A 23,609-nucleotide genomic window follows, 5' to 3' on the forward strand; every position below is an offset into this window, starting at 1 on the left:
TCGAAGTTTTTTAGGAGTGCTTTTATGGAGAGTGCCGTTTGCTTTATAACGAAAAAAGAATTGGATCCGGATAATTGTTATAGGGCCGGTTCGCTTCCTAAATTCATTTTCCGTAAAATACAAGAAGAGTATCCCGGATTGACCCTGGATTCTTACTTATCTTCGGAAAAAGTAAAGGAATTCCAAAGAAAGTACCTAAGCAATTTGGTTCAGGAGGAATCTCAGGAATTGGATCGGATCGAAAAGGAAGTTCTAGATTCGATCGAAAAAAACCAGGTTCTTTCCGAAAATATAGAACCCATCATCGAACATAAACTTACCTTCGGCGAAAAACTTTCGGATAGAATTGCCGAATTCGGCGGAAGCTGGACCTTTATTTTTTCCTTTTTCGGATTCATACTTCTTTGGATCGCCTTGAACATGGGGTATGTGCTTTTAAAACCCTTTGACGAATATCCGTTTATCTTATTGAACCTGATTCTTTCTTGTATAGCGGCGATCCAGGCGCCGATCATTATGATGAGCCAGAATCGTCAGGAACAGAAGGATAGGACAAGAAGCGAACACGATTACAAAATCAATCTTAAGGCGGAATTGGAGATCAAACTTCTGCACGAAAAAATAGATTATTTGATCGCCCATCAAAATCGTAAGTTGATGGAAATACAGGAAATCCAGGTGGAATATCTGGACGATATATTAAAAAGATTTAATAAAAGTGCGCAAGATTCGCAAAACTAACGGGAAAGAATTCGTTTTAATTCTTTGCGGTATTCCGGAAAAACGGAGAGATCGTTGTGGCTTCCTCCCGCAACGGGGATAAACTGGGCCTTTTTTCCTTCCCTAATCGCTATATCGTAAAGAGACCTTCCTTGGGAATAAGGAACAATCTCGTCTTCCGTTCCGTGAAATATGAATATCGGAGAGGAGATTTTCGAAATTTTGGATTTCGAATCCAGCTTGAAGGAAAGAAAGGTACTCGGAAGAAACGGATAGAAAATTTTCGAGAGATCGACCATAGAAGTATAGGGCGTCTCCAGGATTAGAAAACGCGGTTCGGTTTTTAAAGATAGGTCGACTACTATTCCGGTTCCTATGGAACGACCGTAGAGGACGATGCGATTTTCCGGAATTCCTCTGTCGTTCTTCAAGTAAGAATACCAACGCTCCGCGTCCTCGTACAATCCACGCTCCGTGAGACTCGCCCTGCTTTTCCCGTATCCTCTATAGTCGGTTATTAAAATGTCCCAGCCGTTGCTAAGTATGTCCTCGGAAACGCTTCCCCAAGTTCTCAGACTTCCCGCGTTTCCGTGAAAATAGAGTACGGTTCCCTTGGACTCCGAAGTCGTCCGAAAATACAATCCGTATATCTTTTCTCCGTCGGATAGCTGCAGTTCGACTTCTTCAAACGGTTCGGGAAAAGAATAAGAATAATCCTCCGGCAATATTTCGGGAAAGAAGATAAGTTTGTCCTGGTTGTAATAGAGCAGTACGACAAAAGTCGAGCAAAGCAAAAGAATCGCTCCGAATAGGATTCCGAACAGAATCATAAGTCTCATTTTGCCGGAATTTCGCGGGTCCAGAGTTCTTTGCCTTCAAAATCGAATATGCGAACGGTTAATTTTCGACTTTTTAAAGGACCGGAAACTTCGATCGTTCCGAAGTTGCGTTTGTCATCTACGAGCGTTCCCTGTATTCTTAAAGGGTTTTTTTCCGTGATCGGAGGATAGGTGGAGGAGGTTAAGGGAGAAACGGTAAGGTCGTAGAGAGGTTCTTCTCCGTTTTCTTCGAGCAGAGACAATTCCGTAAAGTGCCTATCCCCCGTCAGAAATATCACGTTTTTCAACTTTAGTTTACGGATGGCGGCGATCAATCGGTTCCTTTCCTCGGAGTACGTGGAATAGTTTTCATAGACCTCCAGGGGATTCAACACTTGTCCGCCGACGACCACGAATTTAAATGTGTATTTGGAAAACGCCAAGGAGTTGATCAACCAATCCAATTGTTTTTCTCCCAGATACGATCGTTTGCCCGTCCTATTGTCGTTCGCGGTCCGAAAGGTCCTGTCATCCATTAAAAAGAATTGGGAGTCTCCCCAGGTAAACGATCCGTAGATTCCGTATTTCGCATAATTGGGATTCGCCCAAAATAGTTTGAACATTTCTTCCGCCGTATCCCGGAGCCAAAAAGAGGAATCGCTATCGTTCGGTCCCCAATCATGATCGTCCCAAATCGCGTACTGGTGAACTCTCGCAAGCAAAGGAGCCAACTCAGGAACAGCCCTTTGGTGGGTGTACCGATATAGAAAGCCGGTCCTGGAGTCCCAATCGGGTTCCCTCAAATAGATATTGTCGCCCATCCATAACATGAATTCGGGTTCTTTAGACAGGATGGAGCGGAAAATCTCGTAGTTACCTCCGTACGGTTTCGGTTGCGTATCGTATTTCGGATCGTTGATAAACGAACAACTACCTAGAGCGAAACGGAAATTCGGCGGGCCGTTCTGTTTTCCTATCCAAATCGGTAGAGTCCGAAATTGCTGCGTATTCCTAATATCTATGGGTGCGTCATCGACGTAAATTACGTAAGAATAAACCGTACCCGGCTCGAGGGAGTCCGCGATCAGATGAGCCACATTTCCGTTTTCGTGGCGGGTCGTGATTTCTGCGGTTTTCTTCCTGGTCTTCGGATCCTGTATCGGGAAGTACTCCGCATAGACTTTTGCAGGTTTTTTGGTCTGCACCCATAATTTCACTTCTTTATGGGACGAGTAACCGACCATGGGACCGTTCTTCAGGGAAATCGAGTCCGTTTGAGCCGGGATTTTGCTTTTGCCTCCGATGGAAATAAACGAAGCTAGAAGGAATGTGACGAAGATTGCGGCCGACCTTTTCATAGCTAAAATTTTCTTCGAACCGGAGAAGGATCAAACGAAAAAAAGTCACGATTTCGGAAGGATCACTTTGAATACGGTTTCGCCTTGTTTGGAATCGAACTCCATTCTTCCTCCGTGTTTCAGTATGATTCTTCTCGATATGTCCAAGCCCAATCCGCTCCCTTCTCCCGGTCCTTTGGTCGTGAAGAACGGATCGAAAATCTTAGCTTTCACGTCTTGGGGAATTCCGGGTCCGTTGTCTTTTATCGAAACGGTTACATCTTCGTTGGAATCCCGGATGGAAATCCAGATTTTGCCTTTGAACTTCATCGCCTGTAACGAATTGTAAATCAAATTGGTCCAAACCTGTAAGAGATCGTCCGGGAAAGCGGGGACTTTCGGTCGAATCGGAAAATCCAATTCCACTTCGACTCCGTTCTTAATTTGATTGTGATATATGGTCAGGACGGTTTCTATATTTTCCGCTAAGTCCGTTTCCACTTTTCTTCCGCCCAGATCTATATGTGCGTAATTCTTTAAGGCATAGACTATTTTAGAGGTTCGATCGACCGCTAGGCGGATGGAAATCACGTTTTTGTAAGTTTGGATTTCGTCTATGGCAAAATCGAGTAAGGGAAAGTTGATCGGATTCTCGAGGAGGTCAGGAAACTCCTTCAAGGCGGATTGCATTCCTATATCGGTCAATCGATCGGCGAGATAGTACGGATTCTCGAATCCGAATTCGGCGAGTTTCGTTTTGATTTCTTTTAGCAAAATCCGCCTCTCTTCTCGGGAAGCAGGAGATTCCTTATTCCCTATTCCGTAACGGATAAAATCGGATAGCGAACGGATCAGTGTCGGATTGACGGAGGCGAGAGTCGTTCCTAGTTTCTCCAATCGATCCGCGGAGGAATTCAAGTAGGCTTTTAATTCACCGCTTAAGGCGGATATTGCGCCGAGAGGATTGTTGATTTCGTGGGCTATCCCGGCGACTAATTGTCCCAAAGCGGCCATTTTTTCGGATAGAATCAGTTGGTCCTGGGTTTTGCGTAGATTGTCCAAAGCGGACGCAAGTTCGGAAGTGCGGACGGTTACCGCTTTTTCCAAATCCGTTTTGGCTGCCGATCTCTCGGCGTTCAGCAAAAGCTGGGTGATCTGCTCCGCTACCGTTACGGAAAATTGGGATTCGTACCCTTTCCATTCCCGCAACGGACCCCTATGCTCCATACAGATCACACCTATCACTTCTCCTCTAAGAAAAATCGGAACGTCCAGTATGGAAGTTATGTCTTGAGGAATACTGTAGGACTCCGCGAATTCGTGAGTACGAGGGTCGTGAATCGCATCTTTCGCGTCGATGAAGCGATCCGTTTTTATCGCTGCAAAGAAATTCGGAAAGTCGGAAACTCTCATAGAGCCCGTCTCCGAATAAGCTCCGGTTTTTCTGTCCCAACCTGCGATCATTTTCCAGGTTTCCTTGTTCCGCGGTTCGAATATCCAGATCGATGCCCGGTCGCAATCCAAAGTATCCGAAGCCATTCGGCATATTTTTTTAGCTCCAAGGTCCAGATTTCCGGAAGCGAATTCCGGATTCGTGGCCATCTCGAGGAAAGCTTTTGCCTGGCGGGAAAGCCTTTGGCTTTGTTCTTCCTTTTCTTTGGCGGCAAGTTTAGAAAGGGTCACGTCTCTCGTAATGGCAATCAGAGCGGGGGATTTCCCCAAATAAACGACCCGTCCCGAAAAGATAACGTCCACCATGGACCCATCTTTTCGGACGAGTTTTACATCCATCTCCCGCGTTAATCCTTTTTGATTGAGATTATCTACGATCTCTTTTCTTACGGAACTCGTCCAGATTCCCAGCTCGAGAGAAGTTTTTCCGATCGTTTCTTCCTTGGAGTACTGGAGCATCTCGGTGAACCTTTCGTTTACGCTGATATATCTTCCGGTGCTTAATTCGGAGATAGTGATCGTGTCGGGGTTCATTTCGAATACCTGTTCGAAGAGTTCTTTGCTCTCCAACATCTTCGCCATGTATTCGTCGCGCTCGGATTCTACTCTCTTTTTTTCCGTGATATCTATCAACAAAGCGAGCAACATCATTTTGCCGTTTACGGGAAATACACGATTCCCCGATAGTACTTGTCTTTCCGTTCCGTCCGAATGTCGGATCGTGGCTTCTATGCTACCGGTCCAACCTTTCTCCTTCAATTCGGCGACGAGAGCTTGTCGATCTACGTTCGTCATCCAAATGCCGAGTTCGAGCGAAGACTTTCCTACGACTTTTTCTCTCGGAAACCCGATCAATTCGCAATAGTTGTGGTTTACTTGTCTATAAATTCCGGTTTCCAATTCGGAAAGGCTGACTGCCGCAGGATTGAGTTCGAACATCTTTTCGAACAGATCCTTGTTGAATAATAGCTCTTCGTTTAATCTGCGGGACTCTTCTTCCGCTTTCTTTCTCTCCGAGATGTCCGTACAAACGGAGATTACGTGCGGTCGATCGTTCAAAACTACGATTCTTCCGGAATATAAGACCGGTATAGGGAGACCGTCTTTGGTTTTAAATACCGACTCCAGCCCGGTGACTTCGGTCCTGGATTCGAGCAACTTATATACGGATTCCCGGAATTCGGGCACCAAATCCCAAATTCCCATATTCGCGGTGTTCATTCCTAGAATCTCTTCCCTTGAAAATTTGGTGAGTTCCAGAAAACGTTCGTTCACGTCCACTACGACCCTCGTTTCCAAGTCGGTTAGAATCACCGCGGAAGGGATGAGTTGAAAAAGTCTTTGAAATAATTCCCGACTTTTTTCCAGCTCTTTGGCCAAGGATTCCAATGTTTCCCTGGACTCCTTGATATCCGTGATATCCAATCCGATTGCGAGAATCTTCTTTTCTCCTCTAGATTCAAGCATGCGCGCCGAAAAGAGAACCGGTCGGATTTTACCTTCGGCGGTTTCCATATTGATTTCTAAATTCTTGACGATCCCGTCCTGTCTTAATCCCGCTAGTACCTTTTCTCTGTCGCTGAGGTTGTAGTAGATTCCCAATTCGACGGGAGTTTTTCCTAGAACCATTTCCTTAGGTTTTCCCACATACTCTAGGAAAAGATCGTTTACTTCAAGATACGTGCCGTCCGCTTTGGAAAGTGTGATTGCGGACGGATTTAAACGTATGATCTGATCCAATATCTCCTGGTTTTCCCGCATATCTTCCAGGAGCTTTCTTTTTTCCCGTTCCTCCCGGATCCGTTCCGATATAGGAGAGGTGATCGTTAGTAAGACAGGCCGCCCTTTGTACTCGATGATCTGTGCGGAAAAGAGACCCCAGAATTCCTCCCCCGATTTCCTCCGAAAGAGCAATTCGATATTACTTACTGATTTTTCCTTGTGCAGACGTTCGATGATTTCTTGTCTTCGTTCGTTGTTCTCCCAAATTCCGAGACCGGTAGTTTCCCTTCCGATCAACTCTTCCAACGAGTATCCGACTTCTTGGGAAAAGCGTTCGTTGACATCGATCAGTTTTCCGGAATCGATTTCGGAAATCGACATGGGTAGCGGATTTAAATCGAAAATTTGTTTTAACGCCTCCCAATTCTCCTTCGTGGACCGGAGATCGCGTGATTCGGCGGATCCTATTCCGATCACCTCCCGAAAAAAGGCACAAACGGCTTTTTTCTTTTCTTCGGCCGGTTTACTAACGTGCAATTTTAGCGACACGCGAAGGGGTTTTCCGTTCTTATGAGGGATTTCTAATTCTAAGATTTGAATCGCTTCTTCCGGGTCTAGGGAAACCGCATTTGGTCTCAAAAAATCCCAGAGATTTAAGGAAAGAGATTCCGATTCGGAATATCCGAATAGGTCCAAAAACGCCTGATTCGTTTTTTGTACGGTTCCATTTAGGTCCGTTAAGAGGATGGCCTCGGGGCAAATTTCGAAAATCTGTAATAGAAATTCGGACTCAAATTGTTTCGGATTCAATCTAGGATCGTCCAGGCGCGTTTCCTAGAAGATAACAGCATCCAAAGGTACAGAAACCATTTTTTCTGTCCGGACGGTTATTTTCGAAAACTCCGATGCCTTCTTCTCGGCGGATAGATTATCTAACGTAGATTCTCTCTCTTTAGGGATAGAATGGTTTTTTACACCGTAAAATCCTTCGGTGCAAGAACTTTTAAAGGGTGCGAAAGGCGTTCAAGATGCAAAAATAAATTTACAAGTTTGTCGTTTCTTCTTAAATCGAAAGCTCGATGTTGGAATTTTTCGGGTTTGTCGGCTTTTTGGTTTTGGTCTTTTTCTTCGTTTATCCCCTCCTTTTGGGGGTGAGGGTGAAGGAATTGAAAGGAAGATTGAAGGAGTTGGAGAACCGGATCGATGAATTAGAATCGGGAAAATTCGTTTCGGTCCCGAAAGAAGTCCCAAAACCCCAGACACCGGTTCGGGAGAAAAAATCCACCCTGACGACTTCGTCTCCCCCAGCCTCGGTATTTCCGGAAAAAAGGGAGCCTTCTCCGATTTTGGAGCCTGCCGACTCCTCGACGATTCGATTCTATACTTCCTTTTGGAAGTCTTCCCTCTGGGAGAAAATCGAAAAATCCTTGGCTCAGAATTGGACCGGTATTTTCGGAACAATCATTTTGGTAATGGGGGTCGGTTTCCTCGGAATTTACGCGGCCTTAAAAATGTCTCCCTTTCTCAGGTTCCTTATGGTACTGGGAATCGCAGGCGGACTATTTGCGTGTTCGATTTATCTGAGTACGAGAGAATTTTGGAAGCAAATCGCTTATTGGCTTAGAAGTGCCGCCGGTGCGGTTGTCCTTTTTGCCTGTCTAGGCTCCGTCTCTTTTCAAGGAATGAAATGGGTAGAGACCGAATCTCTGGGATTACTGCTAGTTTTACTCGGAGTCTTTGTCAATCTTTCTCTGGCTTGGTTCGCCTCTTTTCAAAAGTTTGCCAGTCTACATATCGTTCTGAGTTTGCTTGCCTTGGCGATTTTGCCGATGACGGATCTGGTCTACGGCGTAGCTATAGGTGTCTCGGTTTTCGGTTTGTTTTTGTCGTATAGATTCAAATGGGAATACCACCTTATCTATAGCGTACTTTCCTTTGCGGCGATCAATTTTCTGTACAGAGAGCACGTATTTTCCTCCGGCGCGGATCCGGAGTCCATAGGTAGGATGTACGGAATGATCGGTACCCTTTTGGTCGGTTCCGTCTCAGTTTTAGTCCATTATAGAAAGATCTATTCTTCGCTTGCGTTCGATAAGCTCGCTTTTCTGAGTCATTTTGCCTCTTGGTTTGCGACCGCAATCGGCTTCGCATTCTATGCCACCGGTTCCAAATGGAACGCACCAATTCTCGTTCTTGCCGCCATTTTCGTCTTTTTGCATGCGAGAAGAGCGAGAGCGGCCGGCATACGCTGGTTGTATCTGACGGACACTCTCGTTTCCTTGGGCATTGCCTTTTTAGGGGTCATATTCTTAAGTAGATGGGAATTACATTATTTATCCATAAACTTGATTTTAGGCTTCCTGTTTTTCTCCTTCTTCTTCGTAGCTTCGGAGGAGAGAGAGGAAACTCTTACGAGAGTCGGGGGCGCTCTGCTTCATTTTTCCCTTTTTTTCTTTTTGATTTTATTATGGTTCTTTAAGACGGAAGAGAACGGGGATCTAAGATCCTTCCTTTGTTTGTCGACTTCTTTAGGAATGATTTCCCTTTCTCTCATGACTCAAGTCCTGGATAGTATTCGATATTCGGATCGATCGAATTCTTGGGACGATATATACGGATTTTCCAAAAAGCTGAAAGTTTCTCCCGCCGGGATTCTTTGCGGCTTTTTGCTCTCCGCGCTATGCTTCGAGACTGCAGGCGAAATTCGCGACTTGTGGGTTCTTTCCTGCCTCGGAATTCTCCTACTTTTTTTACGTCAGAGAACGGATTGGAACGGTTTGGGTATAGGAATCTTTCCTTTTGCGATAGCCGTTCATTTGCTAGCGTTTTCTTCGTGGGAAAATCTAGGGGCGGTGGATCGATTTTTGCGCGTTCTTCCCGTCATCGTCTTTTGCTTCTCCGCGATTCCGCTATCGAAAATCCGCGGCATCGACTCCGGGGACAAATATTTGTCGCAACCCGGCGTCGTTCTATTTTCGCTTCATTTAGCTTTGCAAATATTCGTATTAGGAAACCCTACGTCCTCGTTTCTCCCGGGAATCGTTTGGCTTTTGTTTTCGCTATTTTATCTAGAACTTTATCGATTTCTAATGGGAAAAAAGGGGGATTCGTTTTCCGGCTGGAAAAGAGGATTTTCGGAAGCCGCTCCGATTTGGGCTTTCTTTGCACTGGTTTTTGTGGGCTTGTTCTTAGGCGCGCATATCCTGGTCCATCTGCAATCCGAGTTTTCCGTGGGTTTCCTGAAGGTCCGTTTGCTAGTGCAGATTTTCGCGATCTGCGCGTTCGTCTACTGGGCTTGTACCACCGTTTCTTCGGAAGAAAAGAATCCGATTTGGTTTCGAAATTGTCTACCTTTGTTTTGGGAGTTAGCTCTGGTCGTTCTGATTACGGCCGTTTCTCTGGAAGTTCCGAGTACATGGTTACCGGTTGCTTGGATCCTGCTCGCATTTTTGACGGAAGCGGTAAGTAAAACAGTCTTCTCGGTTTCCAGATTTCATTTCTATTCTTTGGTTTTGTTTTGGCTTTCTTGCGGACATACTGCGTTCCTATCTAGCTCTAACGTCACGCCTTCCCTTTTTTGGGCCGATCAGGAATGGGTGGGGGGACTGATTTCTCTTTTTTTCCAAACGGGTTATCTGATTCTGATCTATTTAAGACCTTCCTTTCGACCGCAATCGTCGGAAGGCTTTCCCTTTCTAGTGGATCGTTTCGCCGAGAAGATAGAGGCGAGAGTCAATATGATGATCTTCTATCCGCTTTTTATCACGGTAGCCTTATTCCTATTCTGGAGTTTCGATACGGCTTTCCTAACCTTACTTTGGATGACGGAAGTGTTCGTAGTATTCTTAGTAGGGCTCTTTTTAAGGGAAAGTCATTTCAGGTACGCATCGTTAACGGCCATGATGCTTTGTCTTTTACGTCTGATTTTTTGGGATCTTTCCAAATCGTCCACGATTACCCGTGCTTTCGTTTTCTTAGGAGTAGGGGGAATATTAATTTTAATGAATACACTTTACGGCAAATACAAAGTTTCCGAGGGAAAGAAATCGGATGTTCAATAAAAGAAGTGCGTTCTTTCTCCTTTTGATTTTATCCGGCGCCTGCCTGGCGATTTTTGTTTCGGTATTCAAGATCGGCGTGGAGAAACCGGCCACCTTGGCTCCGATGTTCCAACTTTTGGGAAAACCTCTTAAAACTCTGGACAGAGGTTTGACCAAGGTGCTTCCGATATCGGATTTGGATGAAAAGCAGCTCGGAGATGCGATCGCGGAAAGATACTCCAGCTATGGAGAGAACGAACAAAATCCTGATTTGGCGTATTTAAGATCCTTGGTCGCAAGACTTTCCGAGGGAAATAAAAAAGGCTTTCATTATAGGATCTTGATCCTCGAAACGGGGGAAGCAAACGCCTTTGCAATGCCAGGCGGCGTTTTATTCGTTACATCCGGCCTATTAGGGACGGTCCAATCCGAATCGGAGTTGGTATCGGTGATCGGGCATGAAATCGGACATGTGGAACTTTCCCATTGTATGGATGGGGTTCGCTTCGCACTTTTGAGTCGAAAAATAGATGCGGCCGGTCTAGGAGAACTTGCGGATTTAGCCGTCGGGATTCTACTCAAGCCCGGTTTTAGCAAAAACCAGGAAGATGAAGCGGACGAGTACGGATACAAAGTTCTGCTTCGGGAAGGTTACGATCCCTTTGCGATGGGAAAAACATTCCAGAACTTAAAGGAATCCATCGGCGGAGAGGAAAAAACGGAATCCCCCGTAGGCGAATATTTTATGACCCATCCGTACTTGGATCTTCGGTCCGAGAAATTTCGAGAAAAGGCCAAACGGGCAAAAAAAGGAAAATATTATATTGGTATTCGGAATTTATCGGACCGAATTTGTAGGTTCGATTCCGAGTATGAATCGGAATTTGTGCTACGCAAATAAAGACTTTCAAAACCATTTGATTTTGTCTCTTTCCGATCCGCTTGCCTTTGGTTGAGAGAAAAATTTCCGTTCAGCGGAATTTTTACGCTTAGAGAGGGGTCTGAATTTCGTCGGATCTTCGAAAGAGGAGACGGGAAGTTGTCTCTAACGTGCTGACAGGAATACTCCGTTAAGGCCTTTTAAAGAGAGATATTGCTTTGCGGCCTTCCTATGAAAAATCCGCAAATTTCTTGAAAAAAAATCTGTCCAACAGATGCGTTTTCGGTATATGGTACTTAAGGAATGTTACCTGAGTACCGGTTTTATCGGATCACTTAGTTAACATATATCCAATTCTCTTCACTATTCTCACTACGTGAGCGACCCCGTAAGGGGTCGCTCCGGTCTTTTAATCTAATGTATGGTCCTTCCCGTAATTTTGCGGAAAGAAATAGGCTTAGAGATCTTTCAAAATCTCTGCCTTTTTACGTTCATATTCTTCTTTCGTAATCAGGCGTTTTTCCAAGAGATCTTTTAAAACTTTCAGACGATCCGCCGCGTCTTTCGGAGATTTTGTCTTGGGAACGGATTCGGGTTCGGAAAGTTTTTTTTCGGTCCAGAAATTCGGACGGACACAAAGACGATTTTTCACGGCGTTTCGGTTCGGAATCGATTCCGCATACTCTAAACCGACAGGACGAACTTCGGGTAAAAAGACGGAGTTTGTGGGAGAAGTTTCCGGTTCCCGGATCGGAAAGAGGATCCAGTCCCGCAATGCATAAGCGGTTTGGAAATCCACGACTTGCCCGATCTCTCCGAATTCGAAGAGCATACAATCCGCACGGTTTCTAAGATAGAAAACCGTGCGTCTGATCCTCAACCCGGGCCGGAGCTGATCTTCTCTTTTGAGAATGATCTGGTATGCCTTGGGACTTCCGTCCGGAATCTCTTTTTCCGCTTTGTATAACAATTCTCCCAGAATTCGGGATTCTTCTTCCGTAAAAAGCCGGATCGGCTCCTTTACGCCGACGATATTATCGCTGACTCCTAGATATTTGAACAAGGATTCCCATCTTTGCAGGAAGGCGGCTTTTTCGTCGGAATCGAAATGGACTTCTCTTAACACGGTGGAAGCGAGAGGAAGCCAGGTTTCAGGCTCTAAAAAATCGGGAGTCTCGCGACTTTTATGGATATAAAACAGAACGGCGGAATCGGACAAGGTGGCCATTTCTTTCCTTTGCGCGGAAAGACATTCCCAGGAGAGAAGGGCAAGACTTAATAAGACGGGAAGGGTACTAAGTCTTATCTTTTTTATTCGTATCGCCTTTTTTAAGGATGTTGCCAATTTTACCGAGCTCCTCCGGCTTGATTTTTGCTCCCGCCGCTTTTTTATTTTCGGCTTGGATCTCGCGGTATACTTCGGCCCGGTGTACGGAAACTTCCTTCGGGGCCTTAACCCCTATTTTTACCTGATCGCCCTTGATGTCTACGATAACGATTTCGATATCGTCTCCGATTATTATCGATTCGTTTGTTCTTCTTGCTAATACGAGCACTTATGACATCTCCACGGTTGCGCTTTCCAGAATCCGTTCGCGAACCGAATGGTTTTCGTTTCTAGAAACGTATTGTCTGCCCGTTAGGTCGGTCTTGTTGATTAAAATCGGACCTTGGAGATTTGCCGTCATAGAGGCGGGATCGTCGTTCGGAATGGTTACGATAACTAAAACAAGGGCCTCGGATACGCTCGCTATACCTATCTGAGAAAGTTCGTCGGGATTCAATACGGGTACGTATTCCTTCTTAAATAAGGAAGGCGGAATGACAACGAAAGCGAGTTCCACTTCGTCCACGGATTGCAACCATTTAAAGACGGATTCCTCTTCCTCTTCGATCAAGGCGAAGTTTTTATAATTCCCGAATCCCAAGAGTCCTTCGGGGAAACGGATCATTTGGCGCTCAGATATTCGAATTTTTCCGAAGGGTTTGCTTTGGATTTCAACCATAACCGACCTTTTTACGGGGATCTTTTCGGATCCCGTTAGTTTAAACGTTAAATTGGCTTCCTACAACGAAAATTCCCGGGTTGTTTACCGTAGGAAATCCATCAAAGTAGGTTTAATGATTTTGGATCCTACATTGAGAGCGTACTGGTGGATCGTTTCCAACCATTTCAAATTCATGATGGTCTCCGGGAAATCTATACCTTCATTCTTGGCAAGTAGCTCGGTCATATAGGATTTATCGAATTCCACTCTCTGGGAATGTTCTTCCAATCGATTCATCCGGGCACCGGTGATCGCTCTGTACCGAAGAACGTTTTCCAATGCAAGGTCCAGATCCTGGATGTCTCTTCCGGAAATCCGTTCCTGGTCTTTTTGGATCAAATCGTTTCTGAATTGTATCAGCACGTCGAATACGGATAGTCCGGTTACCGTTGCGGATTTGCTGTAATTGTTGGGCGGCTCCGAATTCGCCGGGTCGATAAGACCTATATCCCGAAGCACCGTTCCACCTTCCGTGTCTTCCAACCAGATTTGATGGGGCGCCGTCGAGCTAAGACTGATATTGTCCTGAGCTAGTTTGTTCGCTTTGACTTCTATCGGAGCGTTGTTGATTTTATCGATGATGTCGTCGATGGTATCGCCTGCGGACACCAATATCTCGGCACCGTCGATCTTGAATTTCTGATCGGATACCGCCACATAACCGGAGTTGTCTACGCGGCTGGTAACGCTCATGTTCGTTCCCCAGAAAACTTTGTTTCCGGGAACCGTAACGGGTATATATTCCCCTTTTTCGATCTCCCGGATCTGTTCCCCGATATCTCCGCGATATTCCACGCCTATATATTGGTTCTTCAATTCCAAGCCTTGGAGGCCTTTGATTTTAGATTCGATAGGTTCGAAAGGCGGACGCTCGATCACATGTCCTCCGAATAGAGGGCGACCAGTCGCGTCCCGGGTATTCGCTATGTCCACGAGCGCGCGCAGGAGCTCGTCGATCTCCTTGCCGACGGCTACTTCCAACTCGAATCCTTTGTCTCCTTGGTAGATGCCGTTGGAAGCCTGTACTGCGAGAACTCTGGCTCTCTGAAAAAGATTTCCGATACGATCCAATTCTCCGTCTATCTGCTGCAGTCGACCGAAACCGTCGTCTATATTCGATTGAAAAGTTTCTAATTCGTTTATGCGAGAGCGGAAGAACATTTGATTTGTGGCTCTTCCTGGATCGTCGGAAGGAGTTTTGATCCTCTGGCCGGTACCCAACTGATTTTGGGTCTCGTCCAATGCCAACTGGTGACGATTCAAAGTCCTCACGAGCGTGTTATTTTGCATCATGTTGGTGATCCGCATCATGACTTGGCCTCCTTGCTATTTCCTGCGGAAGTTTACGCGCCTAGCCGATTGATGATCGTATCCAGAATTTCGTTCATGGTATTGATCATCTTTGCGGCCGCGTTGTAAGAATGCTGGAACTGGACCATATTGGCCATTTCCTCGTCCAGGCTGACTCCCATAACGGATTGTCTCATATTTTCGAGTTCGGTCATCAAATCCGTTTGGATGCCCCACTCCTGTTTGGCTTCCCTGGCTTCCGTACCTAATTTTGAAACGAGAGTGTTGTAAAAATCGTCAGTCGTTTTGGAATAATCCACCATGACGGGATTGTTTCGAAGAGCCGACGCGACCAAGAGCGCGTTTCTTCCGTCCTTGTGTCCGCCGGGAGAATTATAATCTCCGGTTCCTCCGACGTCTTTTCCTCTCGCTGCGGCGATGTTCGCCACGTTATTGGCGATTTGCTCGCTAATCCTGAAATGAGAGGAAGGATGAAAATGCGGAGAAAGCGTAATGTCTTCCGGTTTGGACTGTAGCTTCGTGATTTCGCCTAGACGTTTGTAGTCGTAAGCTCCTGCCGGCCCGGATGCCATTAGAATACCCGTCAAACCGACAAGAAGGTCTCCGGAATCTTCCAGGTGTCTCAGAATAAAATTCCGTTTCGGGGAATCCTCCGCGACCGTCGCCTTTAAGGCCAGCTGGTTGTCGTGGTTCATGTAAGCCACGACTCCTACTTTCGATGCATTGATTCGTTTAATAATACCGTTTAAAGTATCGTTTGCCGAGTAAGGCACCAAAACGGGAGTTTCCTTTTCGTCCGGCTTGTGGAAAGTCAGGGTTCCGCCAATGCCTACCGGTCTATCCGGGTCCAACGTGTTTTTACCCGAAACCCGGAAAATTGCTGTGATGTCGTTTTGGCCGTCTCCATCCGAATCGTATTCTCCGAACGTATTGAGAGCCAAAGATCTGATTTCGAAAAAGTTTTGGTTGGTGTTACCGTTGATTCCGAATCCGTCTTTATGGATCTCATTGATTACGTCCATCACGTTGACCGCAAGAGCGTCTACTTGATCGATCTTTTCCCTTAAGATGGCGTCTCGGACTTCCACTAATCCTTGCAGTCTTCCTTTTCGGAGTAAAACGGGGTCTCCGGTTGTCTGCCAATAAAGATCCAGAAGACCGTCCTTAGCCGGATTTCCGAGAATCTCTATTTTGTTGGCTTTTCCGCCTTGTACGAGAATCTGCTGTCCGATAAAGACCATCAATTCGTCTTCGTCACTTCTACCGATCGTAATGTCGGTTAGTCCGGAAAGTTCCTGCAATAGGGAATCCCTTTTGTCGTACAGATCGTTCGGTCGATCTCCTAGCGCTTCGGACTTGGAGATCCTTTCGTTCAGGGTCCTTATGTTCTCCGCGATGACGTTCAGATGCAAGGCATGCGATTCGATTTCTCGATTGGCCTGATCCCGAAGTTGGGAAAGTTTTCTAAATACGTCTTCCATTCTGCTTCCGAGACCCTGGGCTTTTTCCAGAACTACGGAACGATGAGCGTTATCTTCGGGATAATTGGATAATTCCTCCCAGGACGACCAGAATTTATCCATCAAAGTCCTAAGGGTGGTTCCGTTGGGTTCGTTAAAGATCGTTTCCGTCTGGTAGAGATATTCGTTTTTTGCCGCCCAGTAATCCTTAACTCCCGAAGTCTCTATGATCCTATCGTCTATGAAATTGTCCCGTACCCTTTCTATGGCGGCAATTTCCACCCCCTGTCCGATTTGTCCGGGCAAGTGAGCTCTATTTAAGGAAGGCTCGTATAGAGGATCCGTGGCTTGCAATACGACCCTTTGGCGGGAATAATGCTTATTGTCGGCGTTCGATATGTTATGCCCCGTTGTTTGCAGAGCTTGTTGGTGGGCGGTCAAACCTCGTTTGCCGATTTCCAATCCGGAGAATGTGGATCCCATTTTCTCTCCCTTTATCCTTACTGCCTCAAGCGGAGGCGTTTACCAGAACCGAAGATCTTTTTTTCTTTGTCCTGGAATTCATCGGGCTTTCACCTTCGTATGTCGCGACTTCCCCGCTTTTAGAGTTTTCTCTCATCGCATCGATCGTCGCTTTCAGGAAGTCCTGCCTAGTGCGGATCAATTTATCGTTAGCCTTGATCCGATCTTTAAGTTTATGAACAACGTCCTTCAATTGAGTGCCTAAATGCTTCAATTTGTATCCAGATTCGCGATCCAACCGATTCAGAAATTCGGTAAGAGTAGCGGAGGAAGAAATTCCCTCGATGTTAGAGTTTTCCGTACTATGGTTTTCTTGGATGGTGTTCATGCGAACCCGCTCGATCTCGCTGGCATGAACGATCAGCTCGTAGGTTCTCTTTGCGATTCTTTCCAGCGATTTCCCGTCTGCCTTCCCGATCGCCGTCGTTTTTTCCTTCTCCAATTCCAGAATTTCCGAGTACAATCGGATCTCTTCCTCGAATAGGGAATAAATCCGCTCCAACCATTCCTCTTTTGGGTTCGTCATATTTTGCGTCCTTTTCCATCCATCGGTTGATTGGGAAATTTTATGAGGGGTTTTTTGGAGAAATTCACTGCGGAAGATTCTAAGGGACATAATGAACGGAAACTCATGGGAAAAAATGAGGTTCTCTTCGAGCGAATCCGTTTTGGACACGATCGGGAAAATTCAAGGAGATGAAAATGGGTTCGGTCTCGTCCAAAATCTTCATAGAAAAAATTTCCGCACGTGCGACTGCGAAAATCCGAAGATTAAAAGGTATTTTCATGGAGAAAAAAACTACCCTGCCGAAACAGTTCGGAATCGTTTTGATCATTTGTTTAGTCTCTACTTGGCAGAGTCATGCCCAGTCGAAAGGGGGGACGGCCGGATCGAAGGATCAAAAAATCGCCACAACGATCACCGAAAATACCTCTTCGAAAAAAACAAAGGCCGGAGTTTCTAAAAAAAGTTCTTCCGGTCGCGGAGCGGGTACGAATAAAAGATCGGAAGGTGAAATCGTAGAAAAAAAAGAGTCCTTATTTTCCTTTCGCCTTGTCGGACGAAAATTTGCCCAAGGAGAATTACTGTTTCTTTCCATCCGTCCGATTCCGGATATTTTTTCAAAATTGGATCGGGTCCGCGTGGCTTGGGATGGGCAGGAACTCCCGGTTTCCAAAAAAGAAGGAGTATTTTACGTTTTTATACCGGTATCTCCGGAATTTTCCAAATCGTCCGGAATATTAGAAATTACGGAAAAGAATCTTTTTAGAAGAAGCGAGTCCAAGAAGTACGAGATTCCGATTTCTAAAACACCGTTTGCTACCACCAAAGTTTCGCATCTTACCATGGACAAACAATACACTTCGACCTCTCTTCCGGAGGAGACCATGGCATTTATACGGGAATGTTCAGAAGCGAAAACGAAAGCTTTCCAAACGAAAACGGATTTGCAGATATCGTCGGACTTCGATTATCCGGTATCGAATCCGGTACTGAATAGTCCGTTTTATAAAAGAAGAATCTATAATAAGGAAAAAGGAAAGCCGCACGGCGGAGCGGATTTTAAAGGCGGAATCGGAGAGCCGATCCGTGCCATCAACGATGGGACGGTGATTCTGGCCAGACCGATGCATTATGAAGGAAATTTCACCGTCATCGATCACGGCTCGGAGATTTATTCGTTATATATGCATCAGTCCGAGTTGTCCGTAAAATCGGGAGACAGGGTTAAGAAAGGGGATCTCATCGGAAAAATAGGAAGTACAGGAATGTCCACGGGACCGCATCTTCATCTTGGTTTGCGCGTTCATGGAACGATGTTAGATCCTTTGTCGGCAATCCAAGTCGGCCTTTTCAGGGAGAAGAAGGTTCCTTCCCGCTGAAGTTGCGGAGTTTTCCACCGAACGCACCGCAACTTACTGGACAACCGTAAGGAATCTTTCATAGTTTTCCATCATTTTGATACGAGGACCGGGATGGAAAAGAGGATCGATCGAAAAGAATTTCTAAGGTCGGGTGCGAGCCTTACATTGGCTGCGGTTTGTCTATCCGGCTCTTCGGTTTTATTGCAATCGTGTTCGAATGTTGCGGAAGGTACTACGGATCGGGGGCTCAGATTCCGCACCTTGCAGGAAGCCGATCATGAAATCGAAAATTTGAGTCGAGCGGGAAAAGTTCTACCTTACGGAGATTGGAGTCCCTTTCAGGTTCTCGTGCATTGCGCGGAAAGTATCCGGTATTCTATCGTCGGCTATCCTGAAGGTAAATCGAAATTGTTTCAGTCGACTCTAGGAAAGTTCGCGTTGTTAAGTTTTTCTATTCGGGGAAAAATGTCCCACGATTTGAACGCGCCGATTCCCGGTGCGCCGGAATTGCCGAAACAGGGAACTTTGGAAGAAGGAGTAGCGAATCTTCGGAAGGCCATGGAATCTTTTATCAATCACAAAGGAGAGTTTGCTCCGCATTTTGCCTACGGCAAACTCTCGAAAGAAGAATATGAAATGGCTCATGCGATGCATATCGCTAATCACTTGAGCTATTTAAAAATTTCCGGTTGAACGTCCGCTTATTCTCTACGAACGCTGGTAAGAATGGCCTCCACCGATTCTTCGTGCCTCCGATCTTTGATCAGACTTTCGGTCACGTTAAAGAGGAGAGAGTCTCCTTCGTTAGTTTCTGAAAGAACGAAGATCCCGGTTTTCGCATAACGCGGTCTTAACACGTCGTAAAAAGTCCAAAACTTACCGGAATACCGGTTGTCGAAATCCTCGTGCTCCAGCTCGTTCAGTTCCTCTATATCTCCTCGGCTTACCAATAGGTCCAGGTACTTCTTAAACTCGGAGATCAAAGGATCTATCTCCACGTAAGGCTGCGGAACATAAAAGATGCGGATGTAAGGATATCGGTTCGGGTCCGAATCGCTGGTCGAAATGATTCCTGCAATCTGTCCGGTTCCCGTCTTGTTTTCCCAAGTTAGATTTTTGGGGTTGTGAAAATAAAAATCTTCCGGAAGTTTTAAAGAAAGCTTCAAGTCCGGATTCGAGACCATCCTCGTAGTCTCGTCAAAATTCCAGCGAGTCAGATCCTTCTCCTGGAAGGCGGGCTTGAATAGAATATACGCCACCCAATTTTCCGTGAATTGTAAAGCTTTAAAGCTGCCGAGACCGGAAGCAAGAATTAGGACTCCTAAAAAGCCGGCTTTATAGTAGATTTTATTCTCTAAAAATCGAACCGAAAGCGCACCGATGCAATAAATGATGAAAAACAGCAGACCGGATCTGTTCGCGAAAAATTCAGTCGAGTAGCAGATCAGTATCGAAATTAGGAAAAGCGCCGCTTCTATCCAGGGAACCAACGCGGTGGTAGGCCGCGAAATTCCTACTTCCGTGATGATTGCAGGAATCACTACTTTGGCCTCTAATTTTCTGTAAGAGTAAACGATTCCCCAAAACAATACTGTGGAGGCCAAGTAGCCGACGAGGGCCAGGCTGACCATCCAAAACAAAGGTAAATGCGATTCGTGGTAAAGAAGGAAGTATAAAGCGAAAATCGAATAGACGATAAAGAGCTTCTTAGTAAAGGAAAATTCTTGCAGCTTTCCGAGTAGGAGGGTTCCTTTTTCCCATCCCGGAATTTTGCGGAGTAAATTCATGAGCCAGATCACCCAGTTCTTCTCCAATCTGAAGACGGACTTTGACAGGTTGAGTCAGTCCATTGACAACCTGGTCAAAACCTATAACGCCATCGTTGATTTTTTGGAATTAGTTTCCAACATCTTTCCTTTGGACTTGGTTCTGGTTCTACTCTTTTCTATCCCGCTCCTGATCGTTTTTAACAGTCTTTCCCCCTCTTCCCCAAGGATCAACTATACGATTGCCGTTTTGGCGGTTTCGGGAATCAGGTCTTTCCTGCAACATTCCATTTCCCAGTCTTGGGATTTGTTTGCTACGTTCAAAACTGCTTTAATTCTGTTGTTGCCCGCGTACGGATTCTTGGTTTCTAGATTTCTGTTCGGAATCGGGCGGAAATATCGATTGCGGAAAAGGGCTTTGGCACCGAGGAACCTGGAGGAGTCTTTTGCCTTCGTGCAATCCTCCTTTCGGAGTCTGACGGCAGAACTTTACAAGGAGCTGGAATCTACGGAAAACCGGTCCTTTGTAGACGACAAAAAGCTACTGCCTGCAGTACGGGATTTGGAAGAAAGCCTGAAAGGATTCAGAAGGACTTTGGAAGGAAATTCCTCGAATTAGGTCGATTTCATTCCGCCGATTTAAACAGATCTTTAACCGCGTCTTTGGCCTTAGATAAATTATAGTCCTCTCTGTCGATAAGAGTGAAGTCCAGTTTTTCTTTTTCGATCCTTGCGAGAACTTTTGCGAGTTCTCCCGGGGATTTTAAATTGGTTGCCAGGTATTTGAATTTAGCTCCGCAGTTAGGACAAGATCTGTCTTTGGTATAGTTCAAACCCAGGTGTTTGCAGTTTCCGCAAGTCCCGTACAGGTCGTCTATGATGAGGAGATGAGAAGTTACTTCCCCTACATTCATTTTTTTCCAAACCCGAATGTATTTTTCCTCGTTTGCTTGCATGTCTCAAGGTTATGGACTTATCTCGGGGATCCGTCAAGGGTTTTACGTACGGATTCCGAGATCTTATCGCAGGCGATTCCTATTTCCTCCCGGTTGATGCATAAGGGGGGTGCGAATCGGATCGTGTGATCATGGGTTTGTTTTGCGAGTAGTCCTTTCTCCAAGAGATCGTAACAGACTTTTTTTGCGAGAGATCCTTCTTTTCCGGGGAAGAATTCGACTGCGTTTAACAAACCTTTTCCTCGGACTTGTTTGATCTTGTCCGGATAGTCGCCATGTAGCAATTCCATTTCTTGTCTGAATTCGATTCCGCGGGCCTCGGCATTTTCCGAAAGTTGCTCTTCTAACAGGACTTCCACGGCGGTTTTGGCCACGGAACATGCAAGAGGATTTCCGCCGAAAGTGGATCCGTGTTCTCCCGGTTTTAACGTTAGCATTACTTCGTCGGAGGACAATACGGCGGACACGGGCAAGGTTCCTCCGGAAAGGGCCTTTCCCAAAACGAGCAAATCCGGTTTTACGCCTTCATGATCTCCGGCGAGTAGCTTGCCGGTTCGCCCTAGGCCCGTTTGGATTTCATCGAAGATCAATAAGACGTTTTTACTTTTACAGATCTCTTTGCATTTTCTCAAATAATCCGGATCCGGAACGATAACCCCTGCTTCACCTTGTATCGGTTCTATCATGAAGGCTGCAACATTCGAATCTTCTAATTCTCTTTCCAACGCCGAAACGTCGTTATAAGGGATCGTCGTAAATCCTGGGATAAAAGGACCGAATTGGTTCCGACTATTCGAATCGGTAGAGGCGGAAATCGCGCCTAGACTTCTTCCCCAAAAATTTCCGGAAGCGAACACCACTTTCGCCCTATCGGCAGGGATACCTTTTACTTTATAACCCCATTTTCTTGCGAGTTTTACCGACGTTTCGGCGGCTTCCACTCCCGTATTCATGGGGAGCATTCGATCGAAACCGAAGGTTTCGCAGAGAAATTTCTCGGTGGGGCCGAGCCGATCGTTATGAAAGGCTCTGGAGGTCAAAGTTAAGCGCTGGGCTTGCTCGATTAAACTTTCTATAATACGAGGATGACAATGACCTTGGTTAACCGCGCTATAAGCTGACAGGAAATCGAAATATTTTTTATCGTCGGTATCCCAAACGTAGATCCCTTTACCTCTGTGCAATACGACGGGAAGCGGTTCGTAATTAAACGCTCCGAACTCGCTTTCCAGATTTATATACGATTGTGCGGATTTCGTAGGCATCGATACTTGTTTCTATCCTCTAAATCAACCTACAAGGAGATTTCGGGATTTTACCTTGACTTTTAGATGACAAGAACTCGAAAATCGGGGAATGAAGAATTTTATTTCCGAACATCTGAAGCGGACAGTGCCGACTCTCTGTTTTATGTTCCTTTCCTCCTGCATTTATACGAATATCAAATCTCCGGGCTGGTATTATTCTCAAAGTTATTCGGACGTTCGGGGAATGGAGCCTGTCGGTCGACTCGAAGGAAATTCCTGCGGGACGAGTTGGCTTTGGTTGGTTTATACGGGAGACGAGAGTTATGAAAGTGCCGTACAAAACGCAATCAAGGATAAGGCGGATCTTCTTTTCGACGTCCAGACGGATTACAGTTATCGGTCTTTCATATTCGGATTGTATTTCGAGAAATGTACTCGGGTTTCCGGTGTTGGGGTTAAATTACCACAAAGGCTTTTGAAGAAGGAATGAATCTTCGCTTCAATTATAAGGGGATTTTTTTAGTCGCCCTGCTTCTCGCTGAATTTTCAGCCGTAATCTCCTGCATTACCGCCGGCGGAAGGAGGGCTCTCGTTCGTCGGAGTCCGGAACCGTATCCGACCGGCTTAGGGATTCCCCCTGAAAACGAAGTGCGCTTGAACGGATTTAATTTCAGGGATCCTTCTATTCATTACGGAGCAAGCTCGACTATGTTAAAAACGGGAGGGTTCGACGGATGGATTCGATCTACGGTTTCGCTCCCGTTCAAGGATATGTTTCATACCTCTTTGGAAGGTTGGGATTGGTCCGAACACCGGATCGTCAGATTCGAGGGAGAAAGCAAAGGTTGCCAAACCGGGATCCGATTGGTATTGCCCTTGAAGCAAGGCTCTAGGGAAAGTTTCGTACCGGTGAATTTCGTGTTCGGTCCGACGAGCTTTTACGAGGAACTCCGGCAAAAAATGCATGAGAGTTCGATTGAAGCTTTGTTTGACAGCAGATTGGATATCGAAAATACCGCTTACATATTCGGAATCTTCCGTAGGAAGTGCATCAGGTTTCGTAGTTATGGAATTCAAAAGTTCTAAAAATTTTCCTTTGCTACTGGCTTCAATCAGCGGTTTTAAAGCCGTCGCGTTGGGAGCTTTCGGCGCTCATATATTAAAATCCGTTTTAAGTCAAGATTCGTTGTCCATCTTCGAGACGGGAAGCAGATACCAATTGATCCATTCCGTGGTGTTGCTTGTGCTGTCCATCGGACCGTGGTTTCAAAAATCGGCTTTGATTAGACTTTCCTATTGGTTCTTTTTTTCCGGCATTTTCCTGTTTTCCGGTTCGCTTTACATACTTGCGATCAGCGGAGTGAAAATTCTAGGAGCCGTTACTCCTCTGGGAGGTCTTTGCTTTCTTTCCGGGTGGGCGCTACTCGGATGTGCGGCCTGGAAAAACCGATAGCTTCGTTTCCA

Annotated in this window: 21 protein-coding genes; 9 read left to right on the top strand and 12 right to left on the bottom strand. The window is 45.8% G+C overall.

What is annotated here, in order from left to right; all coding sequences use genetic code 11:
* The first annotated feature begins 24 nt into the window (after nt 1–24).
* Entirely contained in the window at nt 25–741 is a 717-nt protein-coding gene (locus tag EHO61_RS04985) for a DUF1003 domain-containing protein (protein ID WP_135812492.1), read from the top strand.
* On the opposite strand, the gene EHO61_RS04990 is transcribed toward EHO61_RS04985, so the two are convergent.
* Genes EHO61_RS04990 through EHO61_RS05000 form a run of 3 tightly spaced genes read right to left on the bottom strand, consistent with a single transcriptional unit; the run spans nt 738 to nt 6,859 of the window.
* Complete coding sequence (locus EHO61_RS04990) at nt 738–1,559, bottom strand: alpha/beta hydrolase (RefSeq protein WP_135812493.1); 822 nt, start codon at nt 1,557–1,559, stop codon at nt 738–740. The genes EHO61_RS04985 and EHO61_RS04990 overlap by 4 nt on opposite strands.
* Complete coding sequence (locus EHO61_RS04995) at nt 1,556–2,896, bottom strand: alkaline phosphatase D family protein (protein WP_135812494.1); 1,341 nt, start codon at nt 2,894–2,896, stop codon at nt 1,556–1,558. Before EHO61_RS04995 ends, EHO61_RS04990 begins: the two co-directional genes overlap by 4 nt.
* A 45-nt stretch (nt 2,897–2,941) precedes the next feature.
* Nucleotides 2,942–6,859 carry a PAS domain S-box protein gene (locus EHO61_RS05000; protein WP_135812495.1) on the bottom strand — a complete coding sequence of 1,306 codons (3,918 nt, stop codon included), beginning with the start codon at nt 6,857–6,859 and terminating at the stop codon, nt 2,942–2,944.
* A gap of 269 nt (nt 6,860–7,128) precedes the next feature.
* Here EHO61_RS05000 and EHO61_RS05005 point away from each other — a divergent pair, with 269 nt between their 5' ends.
* Together EHO61_RS05005 and EHO61_RS05010 are read left to right on the top strand one after the other, a co-directional pair.
* A complete protein-coding gene (locus EHO61_RS05005; protein WP_135812496.1) occupies nt 7,129–10,110 on the top strand; it encodes a DUF2339 domain-containing protein in 2,982 nt (993 codons plus the stop codon).
* Complete coding sequence (locus tag EHO61_RS05010; protein ID WP_135812497.1) at nt 10,100–10,990, top strand: M48 family metallopeptidase; 891 nt, start codon at nt 10,100–10,102, stop codon at nt 10,988–10,990. The genes EHO61_RS05005 and EHO61_RS05010 overlap by 11 nt, the downstream gene beginning before the upstream one ends.
* A gap of 436 nt (nt 10,991–11,426) precedes the next feature.
* On the opposite strand, the gene EHO61_RS05015 is transcribed toward EHO61_RS05010, so the two are convergent.
* The 6 genes from EHO61_RS05015 to EHO61_RS05040 all read right to left on the bottom strand — a co-directional run bounded on the left by EHO61_RS05015 (nt 11,427) and on the right by EHO61_RS05040 (nt 16,836).
* Nucleotides 11,427–12,314 carry an SHOCT domain-containing protein gene (locus tag EHO61_RS05015; protein ID WP_135812498.1) on the bottom strand — a complete coding sequence of 296 codons (888 nt, stop codon included), beginning with the start codon at nt 12,312–12,314 and terminating at the stop codon, nt 11,427–11,429.
* A complete protein-coding gene (gene csrA, locus EHO61_RS05020) occupies nt 12,265–12,525 on the bottom strand; it encodes a carbon storage regulator CsrA (RefSeq protein WP_135812499.1) in 261 nt (86 codons plus the stop codon). Before csrA ends, EHO61_RS05015 begins: the two co-directional genes overlap by 50 nt.
* Nucleotides 12,526–12,975 (bottom strand): flagellar assembly protein FliW, encoded by a 450-nt coding sequence (gene fliW, locus EHO61_RS05025; RefSeq protein WP_135812500.1) that lies wholly within the window; start codon nt 12,973–12,975, stop codon nt 12,526–12,528.
* Nucleotides 12,976–13,059: 84 nt separating this feature from the next.
* Nucleotides 13,060–14,325: a flagellar hook-associated protein 3 gene (locus EHO61_RS05030; RefSeq protein ID WP_135767955.1), complete on the bottom strand. Its 1,266-nt coding sequence runs from the start codon at nt 14,323–14,325 to the stop codon at nt 13,060–13,062.
* 35 nt (nt 14,326–14,360) lie between these two features.
* Complete coding sequence (gene flgK / locus EHO61_RS05035; protein ID WP_135812501.1) at nt 14,361–16,271, bottom strand: flagellar hook-associated protein FlgK; 1,911 nt, start codon at nt 16,269–16,271, stop codon at nt 14,361–14,363.
* A 25-nt stretch (nt 16,272–16,296) separates the two neighbouring features.
* Nucleotides 16,297–16,836 (bottom strand): flagellar protein FlgN, encoded by a 540-nt coding sequence (locus EHO61_RS05040; protein ID WP_135812502.1) that lies wholly within the window; start codon nt 16,834–16,836, stop codon nt 16,297–16,299.
* Nucleotides 16,837–17,114: 278 nt separating this feature from the next.
* Between EHO61_RS05040 and EHO61_RS05045 the strand changes: the two genes are divergently transcribed.
* Together EHO61_RS05045 and EHO61_RS05050 are read left to right on the top strand one after the other, a co-directional pair.
* On the top strand, nt 17,115–18,194 hold the full coding sequence (locus EHO61_RS05045; protein ID WP_425460329.1) for a M23 family metallopeptidase: 1,080 nt from the start codon (nt 17,115–17,117) through the stop codon (nt 18,192–18,194).
* A 93-nt stretch (nt 18,195–18,287) separates the two neighbouring features.
* The gene (locus EHO61_RS05050) at nt 18,288–18,869 is read left to right on the top strand and encodes a DUF1569 domain-containing protein (protein ID WP_135812503.1); all 582 of its coding nucleotides are present in this window, start codon (nt 18,288–18,290) and stop codon (nt 18,867–18,869) included.
* 8 nt (nt 18,870–18,877) lie between these two features.
* On the opposite strand, the gene EHO61_RS05055 is transcribed toward EHO61_RS05050, so the two are convergent.
* Nucleotides 18,878–19,963, bottom strand: coding sequence for a hypothetical protein (locus EHO61_RS05055; RefSeq protein WP_135812504.1), 1,086 nt, complete (start codon nt 19,961–19,963; stop codon nt 18,878–18,880).
* Here EHO61_RS05055 and EHO61_RS05060 point away from each other — a divergent pair.
* Nucleotides 19,962–20,561, top strand: a complete 600-nt coding sequence (locus EHO61_RS05060; RefSeq protein WP_135812505.1) for a hypothetical protein — start codon at nt 19,962–19,964, stop codon at nt 20,559–20,561. The two genes, EHO61_RS05055 and EHO61_RS05060, sit on opposite strands and share 2 nt — an antisense overlap.
* A 7-nt stretch (nt 20,562–20,568) precedes the next feature.
* Here the strand turns inward: EHO61_RS05060 and EHO61_RS05065 are convergent, their stop codons facing one another.
* Both EHO61_RS05065 and rocD read right to left on the bottom strand, forming a co-directional pair.
* Complete coding sequence (locus tag EHO61_RS05065; protein ID WP_135812506.1) at nt 20,569–20,898, bottom strand: hypothetical protein; 330 nt, start codon at nt 20,896–20,898, stop codon at nt 20,569–20,571.
* A 17-nt stretch (nt 20,899–20,915) separates the two neighbouring features.
* The gene (gene rocD, locus EHO61_RS05070) at nt 20,916–22,163 is read right to left on the bottom strand and encodes an ornithine--oxo-acid transaminase (protein WP_135812507.1); all 1,248 of its coding nucleotides are present in this window, start codon (nt 22,161–22,163) and stop codon (nt 20,916–20,918) included.
* Nucleotides 22,164–22,308: 145 nt separating this feature from the next.
* Between rocD and EHO61_RS05075 the strand changes: the two genes are divergently transcribed.
* Genes EHO61_RS05075 through EHO61_RS05085 form a run of 3 tightly spaced genes read left to right on the top strand, consistent with a single transcriptional unit; the run spans nt 22,309 to nt 23,598 of the window.
* The gene (locus EHO61_RS05075) at nt 22,309–22,635 is read left to right on the top strand and encodes a TRL-like family protein (protein ID WP_246032021.1); all 327 of its coding nucleotides are present in this window, start codon (nt 22,309–22,311) and stop codon (nt 22,633–22,635) included.
* Nucleotides 22,632–23,231 (top strand): hypothetical protein, encoded by a 600-nt coding sequence (locus EHO61_RS05080; RefSeq protein ID WP_135812509.1) that lies wholly within the window; start codon nt 22,632–22,634, stop codon nt 23,229–23,231. The genes EHO61_RS05075 and EHO61_RS05080 overlap by 4 nt, the downstream gene beginning before the upstream one ends.
* Complete coding sequence (locus EHO61_RS05085) at nt 23,212–23,598, top strand: DUF423 domain-containing protein (protein ID WP_135812510.1); 387 nt, start codon at nt 23,212–23,214, stop codon at nt 23,596–23,598. Before EHO61_RS05080 ends, EHO61_RS05085 begins: the two co-directional genes overlap by 20 nt.
* Nucleotides 23,599–23,609: the final 11 nt, after the last annotated feature.

This window comes from Leptospira fluminis (assembly GCF_004771275.1).
Lineage (GTDB): Bacteria > Spirochaetota > Leptospiria > Leptospirales > Leptospiraceae > Leptospira_B > Leptospira_B fluminis.